This is a genomic window from Desulfoplanes sp. (assembly GCF_054921335.1).
The window spans coordinates 33,097-55,596 of record NZ_JBUDSQ010000017.1; the positions used below are offsets into that span (position 1 = coordinate 33,097).

The following is a 22,500-nucleotide window of genomic DNA, read 5'->3' on the forward strand; positions in this document are numbered from 1 at the left end:
GGGCCGGGGCAACGGTTCCGACTATTCCTGATTTTCTACAAAATAACCCCGTTATCCGCAAGTAATGTAATGCGAGAGCGATGCAAACTTCCAAGCAATATCTCATAGATGATCTTTCCTACAAGAATTCCTGGCGTCTTTTCAAAATCATGGCCGAATTCGTGGATGCCTTCGAGCAGCTGGGCGATATCGAACCCGCCGTGTCCATCTTTGGTTCGGCCAGGGTAACCCAGGACGACCCTTCCTACACGATGACCTACAGCCTGGCCCGAGAAATCGTCGCCCATCATCATACCGTCATTTCGGGGGGTGGCCCGGGGATCATGGAGGCGGCCAACAAGGGCGCCCGCGAAGGGGGGGGGACATCGGTCGGCCTGCACATCCACCTCCCTTTTGAACAAAAGACCAACCCGTATATCGATATCAAGTGTAGCTTCAGATATTTTTTCGTCCGCAAGGTCATGTTCGTCAAATACGCCCGTGCCTACGTGATCATGCCCGGTGGCTTCGGAACCCTCGACGAATTCAGTGAGGCCCTGGTACTCATGCAGACCAGACGGATCAAGCCCTGTCCGCTCATCCTTGTTGGCCGGTCGTTCTGGCAAGGCCTCATCGACTGGTTCAGGTCGTCGCTGCTCCAGGCGGGATGCATCAAGGAGCAGGACTTCTCCCTGTTCCATGTCGTGGACACCCAGGACGAGGTCATGGAAGTGCTTTCAAAAGAAGGGGTTCATGCATAATCCGTTCAAAAAAATGGATCTCGAATACTCTTCCCCGCAGAAGAAGAAAAAGACTCCTGCACGGCCCGCCCCCCCATCGGAAGATGAACTCTTCAGCCGGGCCATGCAGGGCGTATCTCCGCTTGCGGGCAGGGGGAGGGACGTTGCGCCCAAACCGGCCCCTGTCCACAACATCCGCACGTTCCGCCCCCCGGAAAAGACCTTCAACGAACTCCTGGCAACGAGCATAGAATTCGATCTCGAAAGCACCCACGCCTTCACCCAGGGCCACATCAAGGGACTTGACCAAAAGATCTTTAGAAAACTCAAGGGCGGTTCGTTGAGTATCGGGGCGCATCTCGATCTCCATGGGCATACCGAAAGCGACGCACGACTGGCACTGTTCGACTTCATGCGAGGATCGTACATGGAGGGAAAAAGGTGCGTCCTTGTCATTCCCGGTCGGGGAAAAAATTCCCCCCTTGGCATGGGCGTGTTGCGCCAGGGGGTCCAATCGTGGCTCACACAGGACCCCATAAAACGTATCGTCCTCGCCTTTTGTACGGCCCAGCCCAAACACGGAGGTGCGGGGGCCCTGTATGTTCTGCTCAGAAAAAACAAAAAAGGCAGGGGCAAAATCATGTGGGACAAACTGGTTTTCGATAAATAGATACCCCCGAACGACAATCCCCTTCCACCCACCCTCAAGGAGCATCTATGGGATTTTTCTCAAAAATTAAAAAAATCTGGAAAAAAGACGACCACGTCCAGGAACCACCCGCCGGAGAGACCCCGGCAGAACCCAGGGAGCCGGCACCAAAAACCGGGGCTGAACCCCCCATGGTCCACCCGGGTATGGACCATGCCGAAAAAAGCGCGGGACCACCCACGGGATCGCAGGAGGCCCCGCCCGAGCAACCACCCACCCCCGCTGCTGAAGACCGGACGACCCCAAGCCCCAACGGGGTCTCGTTTTTCAAAAAAATTCTGCGGCCAAAGCAGGAGGGGCCTCAAGAACAAGAACCACAAAAGCCCGCTGTCCAGCCCCCCGGAACAACCGACCAGGAGCCAGCGGCCGAACCGGCTCCGCTTCCAGAGACCTTCACCCAGGACAAACCAAGGGCGGCTTCCCTTGCCCCCTGGCAGCAGGATCTTGTGGATGCACTGGAAAACGCCGAGCCCAAACTAAGCATCTGGCTCAACCATCTTCTTGCCGGCGTGGATGAACGCGGCGGGGAACTCTGGCAGCGCCTCCATTTCCTCCTCATGCAACTGGAAGTCCCCGACGCCGAGGCCCGGGATTTCATCGACCGTTTCGACAACTGGCTCGAGGACATGGAGTATGAGCGGGTAGAAGAATTCAGGTCCGAGCTGCAATACAGACTGGCCCTGGCCCTGGACCTCGAGGACGAAGAGGACGAACAGAGTCGACTGTTCCTGAAACTTTCCGAGGGACTGACCAAAACCCGTGAGCAGCTGTCCCGGCGGATCGATCAGCTCCTTAGCATGACCGGCTCCTTTGATGATGAATTCTGGGAAGAACTCGAAGAGATCCTGATCATGGCCGACGTGGGCTACGAGGCCTCGCACCAGCTCCTTGAACGCCTCAAGCCCAAGGTCCGTCGCGAGGACATTTCCGACGCCCAGGAGTTCAAGGATATGCTCAAAGCGGAACTCATCGAGATTTTCGAGGAAACGAAACGGCCGGCCAAAACCGGGACCCCGGAAGTCGTTCTCATGGTCGGGGTCAACGGGGTCGGCAAGACCACGACCATTGCCAAACTGGCGCACAGGGCCCAGATGCAGGGCAAGAAAACCCTTGTGGCCGCAGGCGATACCTTCAGGGCCGCCGCCATCGAACAGCTGAGCATCTGGGCAAAACGGGTGGGCGCGGGATTTTACGCCAAAGAACACGGCGCGGACCCGGCAGCCGTGGCCTTCGAGGCCATGGGCACGGCCATTGAAGAAGGGTGCGATCAGGTCTTCATGGACACGGCCGGGCGTATCCACACCAAGGTCGATCTCATGGAAGAGCTCAAAAAGATAAAACGCGTCCTCGGGAAGAAGATGGACAGTGCCCCGCACAGGACCATCCTCGTTCTGGACGCGACAACGGGCCAAAACGCCCTCTCCCAGGTCAAACTTTTTTCCCAAGCGGTTGACCTCGATGAGATCATCCTTACTAAACTCGATGGCACGGCCAAGGGCGGTATCATCGTGGCCGTGGCACTTGAATACAAGATCCCCATATCCTTTATAGGTCTCGGCGAACAAATGGAGGATCTGCGTCCCTTCAGTGGCGAAGACTTCGCCAGGGCCCTGCTGGATTGATCAGCCGGGAACCCATGGCGTGTTCCACTGCGCCCCGTAACCCCGGGGGGGGGGATCGACCACAAACACCCATGAGGAGCGCGTATGGAACACGTACAGATACTCATTGTCGGACAAGGCCCAGCCGGCCTCTCGGCTGCCATCTACACCGCCAGGGCGGGGCTTGACACCCTCATTTTGGGATGCTCGCCCAAAATTGCCGGCGACTACGATATCGACAACTATTTCGGATTTCCCGAAACCATCTCCGGGAATGAACTCATTGAACGCGGTGAATCCCAGGCCAGACGTTTCGGGGTCAAGGTCCGGTGCGAACGGGTTCTTGGCATCCACCCCACGGAAGAGAACACCTTTGAGGTCAAGACGGAAAAGGGACACATCCTCGCGGATGCGGTCATCCTGGCCACAGGGGTCGCTCGGGTAAAATCAATGATCCGGAATGCTGCCGAGTACGAGGGGAAGGGTATCTCCTACTGCGTGAGCTGTGACGCCTTTTTCTTCAGGAACAAGAAGGTCATGGTCGTTGGTGAAGGGATTTTCGCGGCCAACCAGGCCTTGGAACTCAAAGAATACACCCCGCACGTATCCATATGCACCCAGGGCCGCGGTCCGACAATGACCCCGGAATTCCTGAAACGACTGGAAAAGGCCAAAATACCGATCATTGAAAAGACCGTGACCAGTGCGACCGGCGGGAACGGGCTCGAGGGCATCGTCTACGATGATGGAACCACCGAACCCATGGACGGGATCTTCGTGGCCAGAGGAGAGGCCTCCTCCCTTGATTTTGCCTATTCCCTGGGCCTTATACGCAAAGGGGTGTTCATCGAGGCCGACCGGGACCAAAGGACCAACATTCCGGGCGTATTCGCCGCCGGAGACTGCGTTGGCAACTTCCTGCAGATAAGCGTTGCCGTGGGTGAGGGGGCCAAGGCGGGCCGCTCGGCCATAAAACACCTCAAGGGATTCAATACCAATGGGAAATGAACAGAGAAAGGGACCGAAGACGGAGAGTCCGCGCCCCGAAAATGCGCACATGCTTCTTGTTTCTTGACATCACCAAAGACTAGGGCATATAGAACCGTCTTCTTTTGATCGGGCCCATAGCTCAGTTGGCAGAGCCCCCGGCTCATAACCGGATGGTCCGAGGTTCGAATCCTCGTGGGCCCACCATCTTTCTTCTTCCCTTTCCCCGGTGGCCGTTTGGCATGATCGCGGAAAAAAGGCTTGTACCACCAAAGGTGTTTCCCTACCTCTACCCGGAAACACCTTTTTTGTTCGTTATCCGGAGCCAGACAAGGGGTTGCCCCATGAGACCAGAACAAGTGATCGCGCGTATCGAAAAGGATGCCCCCCTCCGGCTGGCCGCTTTGTGGGACAAAAGTGGCCTGCAGATACGGGGAAAACGCGGGAATATCTCCCGGATCGCATTGGCTCTGGACCCCACACCGACCACGGTCCGGATGGCTATTGAGCAACAAGCGGACTTCATCCTCACCCACCACCCCCTTTCTCTTAGCCCGAGGTTTCCTGCGGCAAACGACGAGTTGTACAGAACCATGTCCATGGTCATGGAAGAAGGGATATGGCTCTATGCCGCGCACACAACCCTCGATGCCCAGCCGGCCGGGCCGGTGAACTGGCTGGCCGCGTGTCTGGGGCTCAGCTCGACCGGGGTCCTTGAACCGACAACCAAACGGTCAAGCCTTCTGGTGCGTATCCACAAGAACAAGGATCTGCCAAGCCTTGAACACCCCCAGGTCATTTCCCGCCTGGACCACGACCGGATGACGGAGCTCATCGTCTGGAAAGACCAGTGGCCCGGGATCCAAAAAGCCCTTGAAGAACGTACGGGGGGCCCCCTGGAGCATCACGCCGTTGAGCTCGCCTCTCCGGTCGGATCCTACGGGTTCGGATGCATCGGCGACCTGTCCGCCCCCATGCAGTGGTCCTCGTTTAGATCCCTACTGGGCAAGACCCTTGGCACGGCCCACTGGACCCGCATAGGCGCTCCCCCAAAGGAAATAACCCGGATCGCATACTGTCCGGGATCCGGAGGTTCCCTGGGGGCGGGGGCCTTTGACAGGGGGGCCCAGATCTATATAACCGGAGATGTCAAATATCATCAGGCACAGGATATCGAGCACCTGGGAACCACTATCGATGTCGGTCACCACGTGCTTGAGGAGCGCATGATGGATCTCTGGCATACAGCACTGCGCCAGGATCTGGAATCCCGGGACACCGAGGTCACGTTTCTGCCCTCACGTGATCCGCTGCACATTGAAAACGTTCTGGATTGACAGCGACCGGAATCCGCCAAGAAAGACGGCAACGCGCACCATGCTTGCCGTCACGACACAACCAAAACACCGACCATTCCAATTTTTTCCTGAGATCCGCAATTACGGGTACACAAGGAGGATATACCTTTGAGTCTCTATATCGATCAAATACGCCAGCTGGTTATTCTGCAAAAAATCGATTCCCAGATCATCGAAATCGACAAACGGTTGGACGACGCCCCCAAGGAAATCGAAAGCATCGAAAAAGCCGTGGGGGCCAAAAAGGACCGTCTTGCCCAACTCAAGGAACGGGTCGATATTCTGCAGGAACAAAAACTCAAGCTGCAGACGGACATCGACGAGGATGCCGCCCGGATAAAAAAGAGCAAGAATAAACTCATGATGGTCGAGAATACCAAGGAATACCACGCCATGATGAGGGAGATGGACAGCCTGGAAAAAACGAACCGGATGCGTGAAGAGGAAAAGGTCACGCTGATCGAGGACCTCCAGGACCAGGAAACCCTCCATGACGCCCTGGAAACCGAGGCCCAGACCCTGGAGACCGAGCTGGAGGAAAAACGCACGTCCATGGAGCTGGAACTGGGTAAGATGCGGAACAAACGCAAAAAACTCGAAAAAGAGAAAAAAGCCGCATGCGATCTGATCCCCAAACCTATTTTCAAGCGCTATAACCATATCCGGACCAAACTCGACAGCCCGGTCATCGTCTCGGTCACCGACGGCGTGTGCAACGGATGCCACATCAAGATCACGCCCCAGAAATACATCGAATTGCAGAAGGGAGAACAGATCCTAAGCTGTCCCAACTGCCACCGGCTGATCTACTGGGAAGACCATTTCTTCCCCCAGGAAGAGACAAAAAAAGCCAAATAATCAGTGCGCAACGGCCAGAAAATCATCTGGTCGGGAGTCGGACAGACTGTCGCCGTGCCGCGCAGGCAGGGAGGAAAGTCCGGGCTCCACAGGGCAGGACGCTGGATAACGTCCAGCGGGGGTGACCCCGGGAAAGTGCCACAGAAACAAACCGCCCCGCCCTCACGCGTGGGAGCGGGGTAAGGGTGAAAAGGTGGGGTAAGAGCCCACCAGCTGCCGTGGTGACACGGCAGGCTAGGTAAACCCCGTCCGGAGCAAGACCAAATAGGAGGATGGCACGGCCGGCCCGGCCAATGTCCTCGGGTAGGTTGCTTGAGACATGGAGCAATCCATGTCCTAGATGAATGACAGTCATCCCTGCACCCACTTTGACAACCAAGACGGCTTGCAGCCGCATGGTCCATTTTGGCCGTCAAAGTGGGTGCAGGGGGTACAAAACCCGGCTTATCGTCCGACTCCATTTTTTTTTTCGACCCATGGAAACCATGTTGCCAACCGCCCGTTTTCCCGTCTATACGGCATGAAAACGGGCGGTTGACGTTGCGACCAGTTGCACGAGGAAAATCCGGTATGACCGCACAGACACTCTGGGCCATTGTCCTTGCCGCGGGCAGCGGTTCACGGCTTGCCCGCGCCGGCGTCGGGGAGCGCAAACAGTTCATCAAATACCAGGGGGTTCCCCTTTTCTGGCACAGCGTACGGACGTTTTCCCGTATTCCCCAGATCAGGGGGATCGCGCTCGTTGTTTTGGAGGAAGAATTCCACCGGGTCGATACCTGGGTGGAGGATCTCCTGGCCGAAGAGCCACTGGGCATTCCGGTAGTCCGTGTCCCCGGCGGAACGCGCAGACAGGATTCCGTGCACAGGGGGCTGGACCATCTTCCAAGTGACTGCACGCGGGTCCTGGTCCATGACGCAGCCCGTCCTTTCTTTACTCCAGCATGCGTGCACACGCTTATCGGAGCCCTAAAAGACGGTGTCGCCGGGGCTGTACCCGGTTGTGCCGTGACCGACACGGTCAAGGAGGTACGTGCCGATCTGGTCATCAAGACCCTTGAAAGATCCTCCCTGACAGCGGTGCAGACCCCGCAGCTCTTTGACCGTGGAAGTCTCAAACAGGCCCATGAAACGGCGGTCCTAAATGACTGGAAGGTCACGGACGACGCGAGCATGGTGGAAATGATGGATAAAAAAGTAGCCGTCATTCCCGGTGAACCGGGCAATGTCAAAATCACCCATCCCGAAGACTTGCGCCACCTCGCCCCCCCCCGGGATATCCCCGTACCCGTGACCGGTTCCGGATACGACGTGCACAAATACGGCGGTAACCGTCCCATGGTCATCGGCGGGGTACCCATTCCCGCCGGTCCGAACATACAGGCCCACTCCGATGGGGATGTCCTCATGCACGCCCTGTGCGACGCCATCCTCGGGTGCATCGGCCAGGGAGACATCGGTGATCTCTTCCCGGACAGCGATGCGGCCTTTGCAAACATGCCCAGTTCGGTATTTCTGGCCGAGGTCCTCGACCGGGCCCTACAACATGGGTTGACCCTCACCCATGCGGACATGACCGTGGTCGCCCAGACCCCCAAACTGGGGCCGTTCAAGGCCCAGATCAAAAAAAACCTCGCCTGCCTCATGGGGCTGCCCTTTGACCGGGTCAACCTCAAGGCAACGACCGAAGAGGGGCTCGGTTTTACCGGTACCAAACAGGGGATAAAGGCCATGGCCATTGTCACCGGAACCGTTCCAAGCAAGAGTCCGACAACGTAATGTACCCCGCCATTTGCCGTTCACCATGCACCCTGGCCCCTTCTGAGCGCACGGCCTGACCACTTCTTCCCCTTTCTCCCAAACCCGATACAGCCATGCCCACAACTCTGATGACCCCCATCCCCTGGCACACCCGTTTCGCCCCTTCCCCCACCGGGGCAATGCACCTGGGCAATGCCCGAACGGCCATCCTCAACTGGCTCATCGCCAGAAAACACCAAGGCCATTTCAGTGTCCGTCTCGAGGATACGGACAGGGAGCGCTCGAGTTTTTCTTCCGAGGCCTCCATCCTGTCTTCCCTCGCCTGGATGGGCACCGAGCCCGACCATTCGATTGTCCGCCAGAGCACGCGGCTTTACCGCTATCAGGAGGCAGCGCGTTCTCTCATGGACAGGGGGCTGGCCTACCCCTGCTTCTGCACCGAGGCCGAGTTGCAAAAAGACCGGGAGACGGCGGCGGCCAAGGGGTTGCCCCCACGGTACACGGGTACATGTTCCGCTCTTGCACCGGAAGAGGCATGGATCAAAATGGAACAGGGACATCCCTACACCATCCGTTTCCGTGTGGACCAGGATAGCCAGAGCGTCGGATTCCACGACCTGATCAAGGGCGAGATGGCCATCCCCACCCAGGCTTTTGGTGACTTTGTCATCCTTAGGAGCAACGGCTGGCCGAGCTACAATCTGGCCGTCGTGGTCGATGACCTGGACATGGAGATAACACTGGTCCTGCGCGGCGAGGACCATCTGACGAACACGGCCCGGCAAATCCTCCTGTACAAGGCCATGGCCAAAACAACGCCGCATTTCGCCCACCACGGCCTGCTGGTGAACAAGGACCAGCGCAAGCTCTCCAAACGCACAGGGGCCAGGAGTATCCCTGATCTCATGCGTGCAGGCGTCCATCCCCTGGCCCTGGTCCATTATCTTGCAGGACTCTCCGGGGCTATCAAGGGCAAAAAGATCGTCACCTGCCCTGAGGAGCTCGTGGACCGGTTCAATCCCATGCGCCTTGGCCGGGGCAACGGGGTCTTCTTGGCGGAGGAACTCGACCAGTTGAGCCGGGCCTACTGGCACAAACTGGATGCCGAAAAACTTTTTCCACATATCCAGGGACTTGAATCCCTGGGTGCGCCCTGGCAGGAACTGCCCGCCGAACGCAAGACGGCCCTTGTCACCACGGTCCAGCCCAACGCGGCCTGTGGCCACGGTTTCACCCCCCTGCTGGCCCCCCTTGTCCATGACAATGTATGTTACAGCCCCGGGGCCATCGATCTTCTTAGACAGGGACAGAGCAAAAGGATCATCAAAACCTTTCTTGATCTGTTCCTCGGGAGTATCCGCCGGGAGGATTATCCGTCGAACACCCCGTTGCCCCTTGACGGAATCGGCGGGATTCTCAAAGAAACATCCAAACGCGCACAGGTCACGGGCAAAGATCTCTATCTCCCCCTACGCATGGGACTGATGGGGACGAGCCAGGGACCGGAGATCAAACAGCTCTTCGCCGTATTGACCGGCGACCAGATCATCAGCCGGATGCGTGACGCGATCGCTCTTGCAGGCGACCATGATGTTTATACCCCTTAACCCCCTAAAATCTATAAAATTTCCAAAGTCTCTTCAATTGCTGAAATTGCTGAAATTGCTAAAAATCCATCCCATTCGGTCAGCCATACTTTACAGGAAATCCTTCTATGCAACTCTACAATACCATCTCTCGGGAAAAGCAGGAATTCACCCCCATCATCGACAACCATGTTCGCATGTATGTCTGCGGAATCACGGCTTATGACTATTGCCATATCGGCCATGCCCGTTCCTGCGTGGTCTTCGATGTCCTGTACAGATACCTGCTCGCCAAGGACTACAAGGTCACCTTTGTCCGCAACTTTACCGACGTGGACGACAAGATCATCAACCGGGCCAACCGGGAGAACACGACCTCGGACGCCATTGCCGCAACATACATCGATGCATTCTACGAGGACATGGACAAGCTCGGGATCAAGCGTCCCGATATGGAGCCCAGGGCTACCGAGCATATCACCGAGATGATCGGGCTGGTCGAACTGCTCATCGACAGGGGCCATGCCTATGCCACGGACAAGGGGGACGTGTATTACCGGGTGCGGACCTTTGAATCCTATGGCACCCTTTCGGGCCGGCAGATCGAGGATCTCCAGTCGGGCGCGCGCATAGCCCCGGGCGAGGAAAAGGAGGATCCCCTGGATTTCGCACTGTGGAAAGCGGCCAAACCCGGCGAACCCTCATGGGAGAGTCCCTGGGGGCAGGGAAGACCAGGATGGCATCTGGAGTGCTCGGCCATGAGCAAAAAATATCTGGACATGCCCTTTGACATCCACGGCGGCGGCCAGGACCTCTCCTTTCCCCACCACGAAAACGAGAGGGCCCAGAGTGAGGCCGCCTATGGCGTGGAATTTTCCCGTTTCTGGGTCCACAACGGATTCGTCCAGATCAATTCCGAAAAGATGTCCAAATCCCTTGGAAATTTCACGACCATCCGGAACATCTTCGACCACTATCTTCCGGAGGTACTGCGCTTCTTCCTGCTGACCAAACACTATCGCAGCCCATTGGACTACTCCACCGAGGCCATCGACGAGGCGGAAAAAGGGATCAGGCGGATCTACACGACCAAATCGCTCATCGAGACGGAACTCGGACGGTCCAAATGGAAAAAGTCCCCGCTGCCCGAAGAGCTCACAGAAGAACTCGGCAAGGCGGAAGAGGGATGGACAAGGGCCATGCAGGACGATCTAAATACTGCAGGAGCCCTGGGGCATGTCTTTACCCTGTCACGGCTGGCAAACCGGATCATGGAAGACAAGAACTGGAAAAAAAGCCAGGCTGCCAAAGAGATTTTTGAGCGGATCCTAGACGACCTGAGCCGCTGGGGAGAGATCCTCGGGATTTTCACCCGACACAGCAAAACCCTGCTCACCGAACTCCGGACCATGAGGGCCAAACGCAAGGGGATCGATGAAAAAAGGGTCATGGAACTCATGGACCAAAGGGGACAGGCAAGAAAAGACAAGGACTTTGCCATGGCCGACACAATCCGTGAAGAGTTGGCTTCCATGGACGTGACCGTTCAGGATACCCCCCAGGGCCCCACCTGGGATGTAGCCTAAAAGAACCCAAACCTCCCATGGTCGATCCGTTACCCCTGGTCCAGCATATCCTGCCGCCCCTTGCTCGGCTTTTGTTCTTTATCTCCCTGGGCATTCTCGTCGGTATCTTCATCGAGAACCTGCGCTGGTCCACGTTCATGGCCAAGCTGGCCACGCCCCTGGTGCGTATCGCCCATCTCCCCCCCCTTTCCGGGGCCAGCTTTGCCATGGCCTTTTTTTCCGGGATCACGGCCAATTCCATGCTGGCCGAAGGGTTTGCCCAAAAAAAAATCACCCGCAAAGGGGTGATCATCTCCAACCTGTTCAACAGTCTACCCATCTATTTTCTGCACCTACCGACCATGGTCATGATCGCCACGCCCCTGCTCAGACAGGCGGCTCCCTTCTATATCGGCCTCACCCTTGCGGCCGCAGGGCTTAGAACATGTATCATGATCGTTTCCTGCAGGGTCTTCCTGCCCCCCCTTCCAGAGGGGTGCGTGACCTGCGAGCTTCCCGAACAAAAAGCCTTCAATATCAAGACGGTGGTCACCTCGACCCTTTCGCGCTTTGCAAAACGGATGGAGCGGATCGTCCTGGTCACCGTGCCCATCTATGTTCTGGTCTTTCTCGCCTCGGACATGGGCGTGTTCGCATGGATCGAATCGGCCATTGGTGCCCATGCCCACGCCCTTTCCTGGTTCCCCACCGAGGCCGTGGGAGTGATCGCTCTGCAGGTCAGCGGTGAATTTTCCGCAGGCGCAGCCGCTGCCGGGGCCCTTCTTGAAAACGGACTCATCTCGGTCAAGTCCATCGTCCTCGCCCTTGTCGTCGGCAACATCCTCTCCTCTCCCATGCGTGCGTTCAGGCACCAGCTTCCGGTCTATGCCGGCATCTTCAAGCCCGGCCTGGCCATGCAGCTGATCGTGGCCAACCAGGGACTGCGCATCGGATCGCTCGCCGTCCTCGGAATTCTGTACGCGGCGTGGGGGTAAGGAGAAGTAGAATGTACCATAAAGGAACGCATACATGCCGGCCCGGTGGAATGCCATTGCTGCCCAATGTCACCATGCCTACACCTAACACCTAAAACCGCCCCCCTCTACTTCCCTCCCATCCTTCCAAAATATTCCCGCAACTTTCCGACAACATACTCATGCCCTCCAGGCCCATGGGGGACCAGACAATTGGAACAATCCTTGATTCCGTTTTCGAGCATGGTGAAGTTTCCACCGCAATCCTTCCAAAAGATAACGTACAGTGGGCAATAACAATGCTTGCAGTTGAAGGTTTGCGGGTCGGCCCCCGGGTGGCAGGGGAAATAGGGGCAATTCAGGTTCTGGCAAAAACTTTCCGTCCCGGAGACAGCACGCACCAATCCGTCCATTAAAAAACTCCCTACAAACATGTTGGAATGTTTATTTAAAACAGCCGGCCAGCCCCTGCGTCGACAAATAGTTACTGCCCGACTCCGGATTTTCCGGAAACACCACCGTGGATCACGGTTGGATATGGGTGGAATCATTGTCAACACTCAGGAATCATATCCATTTTTTTGCGTGGCATTTTTCTTGTTTTGTCTTGGGTAATTGTACCCAAGGAGGACCGATCCATGCCCACTGAAAACTCTCCCCTGCTCCCGCTCATGTTGATGCTCTTTTGCTGTGCCATTTTGTACCCTTCACAATCAAACTCCTACTCATCGAACCTCCTTGTCCCCGGGGGGTCCCACAACCTTGGTCAGGAATTCCCGGAATTTTCTCTGGCAAGACCGAACATGGTCCCAGCACAAACGATAATGCCCCCGAACTACCCATCCTCGGGAATGTTCCTTCCCACAGGGATTGCCAGGGGCGGGCAAAAAAATCCAAGGAAAAGGGCAGAAAATTTTTTTATGCCGGACCACAATGCAACACACCGATCGGTCTATCCCTGGCCGAGTCTTCCGTATCCGGCCGCGGGCAATCGGATCTCGGGAGGTCAATCTAACCGTTCAGGTCCATGGTCGCAGGCCTATCGTGGCAACAAGAACCAGACAGGTGAGAGATACCGGACACAACCGAACGAAGACCAAACCGTCCCTGCGTCAACGACCCAAACCCCGTTACCCTTGGCCTCATGGCTTTTGAGCGCGGCAATCTTCACCCTGATGGGGTTCAGCCGGAAACCCTGCTGACCCCTCGAAAAGATCTCAATACCGACCTCTCCCGGCCCCTGCATATGTGGGATATCCCACATATGCAGGGGCCTTTCCAATCCCGCCTGATTACTTGCCAGATCCGTTGTGCTTCTTATATGTCTTTGTCCCACTCCTGCATCCCGGCCTCCCCCGTTTTTTGAGCGCACGGGAATAGCAAACCAATCAATACAACGGACCACGCATGCACTCCATACAGATCCACGGTGCCAAACAGCACAATCTGAAAAACCTCGACATGGATATCCCGCGCGATCAGCTGGTCGTCGTCTGTGGTCCGTCGGGATCGGGAAAATCCACCCTCGCCTTCGACATCATCTATGCCGAGGGACAGAGAAGATATGTCGAGTCCCTATCGGCCTATGCCAGACAGTTCCTTCCCCAACTCGACAAGCCCGATGTAGAATTGATCGAAGGACTTTCGCCGGCTATTTCCCTCGAACAGGGGACCACCTCCAAAAACCCCAGATCCACCGTGGGAACGGTCACCGAGATATATGATTTCCTGCGCGTTTTCTTTGCCCGACTGGGCACCCCCTACTGCCCTGAATGCGGTCGCCCCATCGAACCCCAGACCAGCGATGAGATAATAAGCGATATCATGAACCTGGAAGAGGCCAGCAGATTTCTGCTCCTCGCCCCCATGGTCGAGCACAAAAAAGGAACCCACGCGGAGCTTCTACAAAAGCTCAAAAAACAGGGGTTTGTCCGGGCAAGCGTTGACGGGGACATCGTGCCCCTTGACCCCCTGCCTTCTCTGGAAAAGAACAAACGTCACACCATTTTCCTTGTGGTCGACCGGTTGGTGGTCAAGAAGGATATGCGCAAACGACTGGCCGATTCCGTGGAGCTCGGCCTGCAATACGGCCAAGGACGGATCGCCGTGCAGGTGGTGGGGGGGCAAGAGACCGTCTTTAGCACCGAAGCGGTCTGTCCGGCCTGCAAGATCAGTCTGCCCAAACCCTCGCCCCAGCTTTTTTCCTTCAACAGCCCCCAGGGTGCCTGTCCGGCCTGTTCCGGACTCGGGAGCGTGGAATATTTCGAGCCCGACCTGTTGGCCCCGAACAAGGGTCTGGGTCTTTCAAAGGGCGGGATCATTCCCTGGAAAAAGCCGCGCATATTTGCACGGTTCAAGGATGATCTGGCCCGGCTTGGAAAGGCCCATGGGTTCACCCTGACGACCCCGCTCGGGGAATTCTCTCCCAGTGCCAGCCAACACCTCTTCCAGGGCGATGCAAAAAACGACTGGCCCGGAGTCCTCGCGCTCATGGAACAGGGCCAGGCCTACGGCTCTATCTGGCGGGACGAACTGGCCCGCTTCAGACAGACCACCGAGTGTGCTGCGTGCCATGGGGCCCGCCTGTGTCCCGAAGCCCTGGCCGTCAAAATCGAGAACGCAAGTATCGAGGACCTCTGCTCCTGGTCCATTTCCCGGACCCTAACCTGGCTTGAAAAACTGACCTTTTCCGGGGTGAAGAAAAAGATCGCCGCACCGCTGCTCAAGGAACTCTGCCACCGCTTGTCCTTTCTGGTCAACGTGGGTCTGGATTACATCAACCTTGGACGGAACATGTCCACGCTTTCCGGGGGTGAGGCACAAAGGATCAGGCTGGCCGGCCAGCTTGGATCAGGGCTCGTGGGGGTGACCTATGTGCTGGACGAGCCGAGTATCGGTCTGCATCCCAGCGACAATGCCCGGCTCATAGATACCCTGCGCAGCTTGCAGAAAAGGGGAAACACCGTTCTCGTGGTCGAACACGACGAACCGACCATCCGGGCAGCCGACCACATCATAGAGCTCGGCCCCGGTTCCGGTTTTCTGGGCGGGGAACTCATCTATTCCGGTGACGTCCAGGGCCTTTTGGAGCACGCCCCCTCGTTGACCGGAAAATACCTGCGCGGCGAGCTGTCCATACCCAGGCCCCAAAAACGCAGACCGTCCAAAGGATTTCTCGAGATCCAAAACGTTTCCACCAATAATTTAAAGAACATCGACTGTTCCATTCCCCTGGGAAGCCTGGTCTGTGTGACCGGGGTATCCGGTTCGGGAAAGAGTTCGCTGGTCATGGACTCTATCTATAAACACATCGCCCTGGCCAGGGGGATCAAGGTGGAGCGGCCGGGAAAGATTGGCGGAGCACAAGGACTCGATGCCATCGAAAAGATCATTCTCATCGACCAGACCCCCATCGGACGGACACCCCGGTCCAACCCGGCGACCTATACCAAGATATTCGATGAAATCCGGAAAATATTCGCCTCGACCAAGGAAGCCCGCAAACGCGGGTATGCCCCCGGACGTTTCAGCTTCAATGTCCGCGGGGGACGCTGCGAGGCCTGCCAGGGAGACGGGCAGATCCGCGTGGAGATGCACTTTCTTCCGGACGTCTTTGTCACCTGCGAGGTCTGCGGGGGGAAACGGTACAACCGTGAGACACTCGATGTGACCTACAGGGGCAAAAACATTGCCGACGTGCTTGGAATGACCGTACGCCAGGCCAGAGAATTCTTTGATCCGTATCCACTCCTGCACCGCAGACTCGGGGTGCTCGAAGAGGTCGGGCTGGAGTATATTCGCCTGGGGCAGCCCGCGACCACCCTTTCCGGCGGGGAGGCCCAGCGGATCAAAATATCCCGGGAACTCGGCAAAAAGAGACTCCCCGGAACCCTGTACATCCTCGACGAACCGACCACTGGTCTGCATATGCACGAGGTGGGCAAGCTGATCCATGTCATGAACCGTCTCGTGGACAAGGGGGCCTCGGTTCTGGTCATCGAGCACAATCTGGACGTCATCGGAGCTTCCGACCATGTCATCGACCTTGGACCAGGCGGCGGAGAATACGGTGGAACCATCGTCGCCCAGGGAACCCCGGAGGAAATCTCTGAGGATAACCATTCGGCAACCGGCAATTTTTTGCGTGGACATTGGGAAGACTGATCGGGAGAAAACGGACGGGGTCTCCTGCCCCTTTTGGCGAACGGCCTGATCCAAGAACAACAAACAGTAAAACAACCGATAACCGCACGAAACGTGGGGCGTAAGGAACAACGCGGCACCTTCCGCATCCCCTTACGCCCCACGTTGCATGGTCTACAACCTACCCCACAACGTACAACCTACCCCCGTTCCATCTTGGTGCCCAGATCGGGGCCCCCTTCTTCCATGAGCATCTCTATGGCCAGATCCGCGGTGTCTTCGGCGTTGAAAACCCGTGTGAGCAGATCATAGGTGAACGTTTCCACCCCTTTGGCCATACGTTCGCGGATATCCCTGGGAAGCCCGAGCAAACGGTTCTCAAAGGATTTGTTGATTTTCTTGTAATTCCCACCGGAAAATCCTTGCGTGTCCGCATAGGCGACCATCTCCTGCCAGACATCCATGGGAACCCCCTTGTCGGGTTCCTTGATGAACGCCCCGGCATCATCGAGCTGGGCATTGCCGTAGTCATTGACCCTGACCCCCCAGGAGATCATCTGCAGGGCCGTGGCCACGTTGGCCTTGGTCGTTCTGGTCGATGCGGCAATCGCCTTGAGCCTTTCGGAATTGTTCCCTGAGGTTCCATGCTGGGCCCCGGATATCTTGTACCCGGACAGGGTATCATGGATCTGCCGGGTCAATTCCACCTGGATCCCCTGGCCTTCTTTTTCGATCCCATGGGTCGTTCCGTTGTTCAGAGCGATCCAGTCCGGATAGAGTTCATGGTCCACAAGCCCCTTGATCAGGTACAAGGCCTCCTCGGGCGTGGAGAGTCCCTCCTTGCCCTTTATCTCCCCAACCTCTGTCTCGTATCCGGCCCAGGTGGGGATCAATGGAGCGAGTTCCAGGTTGGCGTGCAGATTCTCCCTGTCCGGAAGATGGGACGCATCGATGGCGATGGAGGTCACTCCGGCGTCAAACAGCGAAGGGATCTCGGTCCTGCCCCGTTCAACGTCCGCACCCCCCTTGATGGCATAATGGTCCGCATGGATGGCCACGGGTACCCTGATATCCATGGCATTGCACACATAATCGACCTTGCGGGCCAGATTCCAGAACGAGGTGTCGCAATAGGCCTTCTCTCCTCCCTCCGACTTGGCGATTTCAAGTATGACGGCCGCATTGGCCCGTTCCGCCGCCGCGAGCACACCCTGGATGACGGAGAGGTTGCGGCCGTTGGCGGCGATGGTCATGGCCCGGGATTTGGCCCGGAGCGCACGATCGACAGCCTTGCCGCTGACAATAAGGGCCCGTGAATTTGGGAAAAGCCTTTCAATGTTCGGAGGACGACCAATGGTCAGCACATGTTCAAAAGCGGTTTCGGAAATGGATCTCGGCATCAGATACCTCCTTGGCTCGACAGAGTTGAGAGACCGGCGATAAGCGCGCACAAACGAAGAACAACCATCTTCAAAAGTAACATGGCATCAATAGGTATGAATATGCCATAAAACAGCCGGGATGACAAAGGATATTCCCAAAAAATCCATCCATTCACCATAGCTCGTTTCCAGCCATCATCCTCCAGATTCCATTGAGCGCACCCCTCGCCGATCAAGGGATGGGGTATGGATCACAACCGGGCCGGGGACCGTTGGCGTGCTGCGTCATCGAGTCCGGAGACCAGATAAAAAAAAGAATACCGGTCCTATCCGCGGATAGGACCGGTATTCTTTTTGGGTACGGCCACAAACAAGGGACCCAGCTGTTCTTTTTCTTCCTACAAAATACCCTACAGACGCCAAACAGTGATCTTTCGGCTCCCTGCTTTTTTCTGGTCAAGTATCCCTTTGATATCACCGACGATCGATTTTTCCGGATCCCTGAACATCGAGGTGAGGGCCCCACCCCCCAGCTCCTTGTATGCATCGTGGGCAACGGCAATGACCAGGCCGTCAAGCCGTGTGAGCCTTTCCAGGGGCTCGAGTTCGATACCGTAGTATTCTTTGGCCTCCAGCTTGTCGGCATAGGCATCGTGTACCAGGACCTCACAGCCAAACTCCTCGAGTTCGGCGACAATGTCCGTGACCCGCGTGTTGCGCAAATCCGGACAGTTTTCCTTGAAGGTCAACCCAAGGACACCGACTCTGGCCCCCTTGATGGTGCAGCTTCTGCGGATCATCTTTTTGACCATGGTTTGGGCGACAAAGGGGCCCATGGAATCGTTGATCCGGCGACCGGAAAGGATGACCTCGGGGTGATACCCCAGTTCCTCGGCCTTGAAGGTCAGATAATAGGGATCCACGCCAATGCAGTGGCCACCGACAAGCCCGGGACGGAAAGGAAGAAAATTCCACTTGGTTCCGGCGGCCTCGAGAACCTCGAGGGTATCGATATCCATCATGGCAAAGATCCGTGAGAGCTCGTTCATCAGTGCGATATTGAGATCACGCTGGGTGTTCTCGATAACCTTGGCCGCCTCGGCGACCTTGATGGAGGACGCCTCATGGGTACCCGCCTGGACCACGGTGGAATACAGCTCCCCGAGCAGGGAGGTGACCTGGGGATTTTGCCCGGCAACGATCTTGGTGATCGTTTCAAGGGTATGGACCTTGTCGCCCGGATTGATGCGCTCAGGGGAATACCCGAGAAAAAAATCCTCACCACACACCAGGCCGGACTCCTTTTCCAGAATCGGGCCGCAGATGTCGTCGGTCACCCCGGGATAGACCGTGGATTCAAAAACAACCACGGTATTTTTGCCAAGATTTTTGCCCACAACGGTGGAGGCACTGACGACCGGGGTCAAATCCGGGCGTCTGTTCCTGTCAATGGGTGTGGGAACGGCAACGATGACGGCTCCGGCACGCTCGATGGCCGAGGGGTCCGAGGTCAGCTCCATGCTCACGGCTTGTAGCCGTTCATCCTCCACTTCCAGGGTGCGGTCCTCACCGTTTTCGAGCTGGGCAATACGGTCCGTATTGATATCAAAACCGATGACATCAAAGTGCTCGGCAAAAGCGACCGCCAGGGGGAGGCCGACATACCCAAGACCGACAACGGCGACAGGCAACCTTTTATTCTTGAGATCAGAGTAGGTAATCATAAAATTATCATTTGGTTATATTTTGGCACTGTTATTTCTCACCGGCCCTCAACGTCCTCTCTTCCCGATCGAGATAGTTCACCACATAATCGGCCGCAGCATCCTCGAGGCTCTGCATCCCGAGCCGGCATCCGGCGGCACGCAGTCGGTCCATGTCCGCATGGGTGTAGTACTGGTATTTATCCCGGATCGCCTCCGGCATATCCACGTACCCGATGGACGGATCCTTGTCCATGGCCCTGAAAACGGCCAAGACGAGATCGTTCCAGGTTCTGGCCTGGCCGGTCCCCACATTATAGATCCCGTTTACCCCCCCGTGGGTCATAAGCCACCACATCACGTCGACACAATCCTTGACATACACGAAGTCACGCTTCTGCTCACCGTGTTTGTAATCGGGCCGGTAGGACTTGAAAAGCCCCATCTTTCCCGTTGCGGTTATCTGATGGTATGCCTTGCAGACCACGCTCTTCATATCATCTTTGTGGTATTCGTTCGGACCGAACACGTTGAAGAACTTGAGCCCGACCACCTTGTCGAGCAGGCCGTTTTTCTTCACCCAGAGGTCGAAGAGCTGCTTGGAATACCCATACATATTAAGTGGCACCAGGTCGTCCATCTTTCCGGGATCGTCGTCAAACCCTTGTGATCCGTCGCCATACGTAGAGGCCGAGCTGGCATAAATGAACCGGGCCCTTTTATCGAGGGCGAATCCGGCCAGGGTGCGGGTGTAGTGGAAATTGTTGTCCATCAGGTAATCGGCGTCCTGCTCCGTGGTGGATGAGCAGGCCCCCATATGGACAATCCCCTCGACAGAGCCACATATTCCGCCACTGCGCACCTTGTCGATAAAGACGGATTTATGCATGTAGTCCGAGTACCTCAGCCCCACAAGGTTCTTCCATTTGGACCCGGTGCTCAAATTGTCGACCACAAGGATATCCTCGATCCCCATACGATTCAGTTTCCAGACCATCGCGCTGCCGATGAACCCGGCCCCACCTGTGACAATATACATATTTCAACGACTCCTTGAACCCTCGGTATTGTGTTATGATCAAGACATGCTTTCTGCCCGGCCTGGGTATCCGCCCGAGCGTCTCTGTAGAACGCCATCTAATCCCAATCCGGAAAATACTCAAATATTCATCCACCGCCGCAACGATTGCGGACCGCAAGCATTCCAGCTAAGATACTTTTTACACATTTGTATTTTTAGTAGCAATTCCCGGTAAAAATAGTCATAAAGGCAATCATTCCGGATAGATTCACAGCAGCGATCCAAGGATCACCCGTTTTATCGAGCCCCGGGAGACGAAAAAAAGCAAAGGGGTTGGCCTGGGTCTTTCCGGACCGGAATTTCCTGTATTTTTAGTCACCTGTTATCATGTTGAGGAACTACCTATGCTCGCCATCGTCGATTACCGGGCCGGCAACCTGACAAGTGTCCGCCGTGCCCTTGATCATCTCGGCATCCCCTGTACCATCACCGATGATCCGGAGACCATCACCCAGGCCGACGGGGTCATTTTTCCCGGTGTCGGTGCCGCTGGTTCGGCCATGGACCACCTGAAAAAAACCGGACTGGACGCAACCATCACCTGGTGCGCCGCCAACAAACGACCACTCCTCGGCATCTGCCTGGGCTGTCAGATCATCCTCGAGCACAGCCGTGAAAACGATACCCGGACACTCGGGATCATTCCCGGCGAGTGCATTCCCTTCCCCCCCGGTCTAAAAGAGGAAAATGGCGAGCCCATCCGGATACCGCATATGGGCTGGAACCAGATCCGGTTGCACCACCCCTGCCCTCTGTTCAAAGAAATCCCGCATGGTGCAGAATTCTATTTTGTGCACAGCTACTACACACAACCCGATGACGACCACACCATAGCCACTACCCGTTACGGACAGGATTTCTGCTCCGTCCTCGGCCGGGAAGGACTGTGGGCGGTGCAGTTCCACCCGGAAAAAAGCGGACGTCCGGGGCTCAAAATTCTACAAAACTTCGCAACATATTGCAGGGAGAAGAACAATGCTCAGTAAACGGATCATTCCCTGCCTCGATGTCAGGAACGGCAAACTGACCAAAGGGATCAAATTCAAGGGCAACGTGGACATCGGCGATCCGGTTGGAACGGCCCGCATATACTATGAACAGGGGGCCGACGAGATCGTCTTCTACGACATTACCGCCTCTGCTGAACACCGGGGGATCATGCTCAAGGTGGTCGAAGAAGTGGCCAAGACCATCTTCATTCCCTTTTCCGTAGGAGGGGGCATACGCACCCTCGAAGACATGCGCGCCGTTATCGGGGCCGGCGCGGAAAAGATCTCCGTCAACTCCGCTGCAGTAAAGACACCGGAAATCATCACCCAGGGGGCCACGGCCTTTGGCTCACAATGTGTTGTCGTGGGCATGGACGTCCTCAAGGTGGAACAGACCGGGGCCATCCCCTCGGGATATGAGATCGTCATCCACGGCGGCCGCAAACATATGGGGATCGATGCCCTATGGTGGGCCAAGCACGTCGTTGAACTCGGCGCCGGCGAAATCTGCCTCAATTCCATCGACGCCGATGGTACCAAGGATGGATACGAACTCGATCTGACCAGGATGATCGTGGACAACGTCAATGTCCCGATAATCGCCTCGGGCGGAGCGGGAACCCCCGAACACATGGTCGAGGCCGTGACAACCGGAGGGGCCTCAGCGGCCCTGATCGCCTCCATCGTGCACTACGGAGAGTACACCATATCCGCGATCAAGGACCATATGGCAAACCAGGGGGTGAAGGTGCGCTCTGTTTGGTAACACACCCCTATCCTGTTTTTGGCTACGCAACCGGGCATCCCCAAGGAACGGGATGCCCGGTTTTTTTGCATTTTGGGGAACCTGAAACACGGCACTCCCCAAGCCACGCTTGAAAAAATCCAAATCGGGCATGAATTTTTCTTCGCAAAGAAACCATATCCGCAACAAATTCTCGCCAACTTTTCGGATTAAAAGACAATCAAAATCCAGCAAAAAACGGCATACATTTTGAAAAACTTAATCCTATCAGATCCCCGTCGCCTTTATACTCCGGGCCCTAAAATAGATTTCTGTAGTAAAAAAACAATAGCCCCTTAAAAT

At 56.4% G+C, this 22,500-nt stretch carries 17 protein-coding genes, 1 tRNA gene and 1 other RNA gene; 15 read left to right on the forward strand and 4 right to left on the reverse strand.

What is annotated here, in order from left to right; translation table 11 throughout:
* The first annotated feature begins 80 nt into the window (after nt 1-80).
* The 12 genes from ACY692_RS05665 (at nt 81) to ACY692_RS05720 (ending at nt 12,136) form a co-directional block, all read left to right on the forward strand.
* Nucleotides 81-740: an LOG family protein gene (locus tag ACY692_RS05665; protein ID WP_462324377.1), complete on the forward strand. Its 660-nt coding sequence runs from the start codon at nt 81-83 to the stop codon at nt 738-740.
* Complete coding sequence (locus ACY692_RS05670) at nt 733-1,389, forward strand: Smr/MutS family protein (protein ID WP_462324378.1); 657 nt, start codon at nt 733-735, stop codon at nt 1,387-1,389. Before ACY692_RS05665 ends, ACY692_RS05670 begins: the two co-directional genes overlap by 8 nt.
* Before the next feature lie 47 nt (nt 1,390-1,436).
* Nucleotides 1,437-3,050 (forward strand): signal recognition particle-docking protein FtsY, encoded by a 1,614-nt coding sequence (gene ftsY, locus ACY692_RS05675; RefSeq protein WP_462324379.1) that lies wholly within the window; start codon nt 1,437-1,439, stop codon nt 3,048-3,050.
* A gap of 84 nt (nt 3,051-3,134) precedes the next feature.
* Nucleotides 3,135-4,037 (forward strand): NAD(P)/FAD-dependent oxidoreductase, encoded by a 903-nt coding sequence (locus tag ACY692_RS05680; protein WP_462324380.1) that lies wholly within the window; start codon nt 3,135-3,137, stop codon nt 4,035-4,037.
* A gap of 110 nt (nt 4,038-4,147) precedes the next feature.
* Nucleotides 4,148-4,223: transfer RNA gene (locus tag ACY692_RS05685), tRNA-Ile, on the forward strand.
* A 137-nt stretch (nt 4,224-4,360) separates the two neighbouring features.
* The gene (locus ACY692_RS05690; protein WP_462324381.1) at nt 4,361-5,353 is read left to right on the forward strand and encodes a Nif3-like dinuclear metal center hexameric protein; all 993 of its coding nucleotides are present in this window, start codon (nt 4,361-4,363) and stop codon (nt 5,351-5,353) included.
* A gap of 129 nt (nt 5,354-5,482) precedes the next feature.
* The gene (locus tag ACY692_RS05695; RefSeq protein ID WP_462324382.1) at nt 5,483-6,232 is read left to right on the forward strand and encodes a zinc ribbon domain-containing protein; all 750 of its coding nucleotides are present in this window, start codon (nt 5,483-5,485) and stop codon (nt 6,230-6,232) included.
* Between the two features lie 33 nt (nt 6,233-6,265).
* An RNA gene (gene rnpB / locus ACY692_RS05700) (RNase P RNA component class A) lies at nt 6,266-6,695 on the forward strand.
* A 107-nt stretch (nt 6,696-6,802) separates the two neighbouring features.
* Nucleotides 6,803-8,008 carry a 2-C-methyl-D-erythritol 4-phosphate cytidylyltransferase gene (gene ispD / locus ACY692_RS05705; protein ID WP_462324383.1) on the forward strand — a complete coding sequence of 402 codons (1,206 nt, stop codon included), beginning with the start codon at nt 6,803-6,805 and terminating at the stop codon, nt 8,006-8,008.
* A gap of 95 nt (nt 8,009-8,103) precedes the next feature.
* Nucleotides 8,104-9,597 carry a glutamate--tRNA ligase gene (gene gltX, locus ACY692_RS05710; protein ID WP_462324384.1) on the forward strand — a complete coding sequence of 498 codons (1,494 nt, stop codon included), beginning with the start codon at nt 8,104-8,106 and terminating at the stop codon, nt 9,595-9,597.
* Nucleotides 9,598-9,704: 107 nt separating this feature from the next.
* Nucleotides 9,705-11,162 (forward strand): cysteine--tRNA ligase, encoded by a 1,458-nt coding sequence (gene cysS / locus ACY692_RS05715; protein ID WP_462324385.1) that lies wholly within the window; start codon nt 9,705-9,707, stop codon nt 11,160-11,162.
* A gap of 17 nt (nt 11,163-11,179) precedes the next feature.
* Nucleotides 11,180-12,136, forward strand: a complete 957-nt coding sequence (locus ACY692_RS05720; RefSeq protein ID WP_462324386.1) for a hypothetical protein — start codon at nt 11,180-11,182, stop codon at nt 12,134-12,136.
* 107 nt (nt 12,137-12,243) lie between these two features.
* Here the strand turns inward: ACY692_RS05720 and ACY692_RS05725 are convergent, their stop codons facing one another.
* Nucleotides 12,244-12,666 (reverse strand): cysteine-rich small domain-containing protein, encoded by a 423-nt coding sequence (locus ACY692_RS05725; protein ID WP_462324387.1) that lies wholly within the window; start codon nt 12,664-12,666, stop codon nt 12,244-12,246.
* Between the two features lie 856 nt (nt 12,667-13,522).
* Here ACY692_RS05725 and uvrA point away from each other — a divergent pair.
* Complete coding sequence (gene uvrA / locus ACY692_RS05730) at nt 13,523-16,279, forward strand: excinuclease ABC subunit UvrA (RefSeq protein ID WP_462324388.1); 2,757 nt, start codon at nt 13,523-13,525, stop codon at nt 16,277-16,279.
* A 179-nt stretch (nt 16,280-16,458) separates the two neighbouring features.
* Here the strand turns inward: uvrA and ACY692_RS05735 are convergent, their stop codons facing one another.
* From ACY692_RS05735 to rfaD, 3 genes are all read right to left on the reverse strand, one after another.
* Entirely contained in the window at nt 16,459-17,658 is a 1,200-nt protein-coding gene (locus tag ACY692_RS05735; protein WP_462324389.1) for a class II fructose-bisphosphate aldolase, read from the reverse strand.
* A 392-nt stretch (nt 17,659-18,050) separates the two neighbouring features.
* Nucleotides 18,051-19,364: a nucleotide sugar dehydrogenase gene (locus ACY692_RS05740; RefSeq protein WP_462324390.1), complete on the reverse strand. Its 1,314-nt coding sequence runs from the start codon at nt 19,362-19,364 to the stop codon at nt 18,051-18,053.
* A 31-nt stretch (nt 19,365-19,395) separates the two neighbouring features.
* Nucleotides 19,396-20,382, reverse strand: a complete 987-nt coding sequence (gene rfaD / locus ACY692_RS05745) for an ADP-glyceromanno-heptose 6-epimerase (protein WP_462324391.1) — start codon at nt 20,380-20,382, stop codon at nt 19,396-19,398.
* A gap of 386 nt (nt 20,383-20,768) precedes the next feature.
* On the opposite strand from rfaD, the gene hisH reads away from it, so the two are divergent.
* Together hisH and hisF are read left to right on the forward strand one after the other, a co-directional pair.
* A complete protein-coding gene (gene hisH, locus ACY692_RS05750; protein ID WP_462324392.1) occupies nt 20,769-21,410 on the forward strand; it encodes an imidazole glycerol phosphate synthase subunit HisH in 642 nt (213 codons plus the stop codon).
* Entirely contained in the window at nt 21,400-22,179 is a 780-nt protein-coding gene (gene hisF, locus ACY692_RS05755) for an imidazole glycerol phosphate synthase subunit HisF (RefSeq protein WP_462324393.1), read from the forward strand. The genes hisH and hisF overlap by 11 nt, the downstream gene beginning before the upstream one ends.
* Nucleotides 22,180-22,500: the final 321 nt, after the last annotated feature.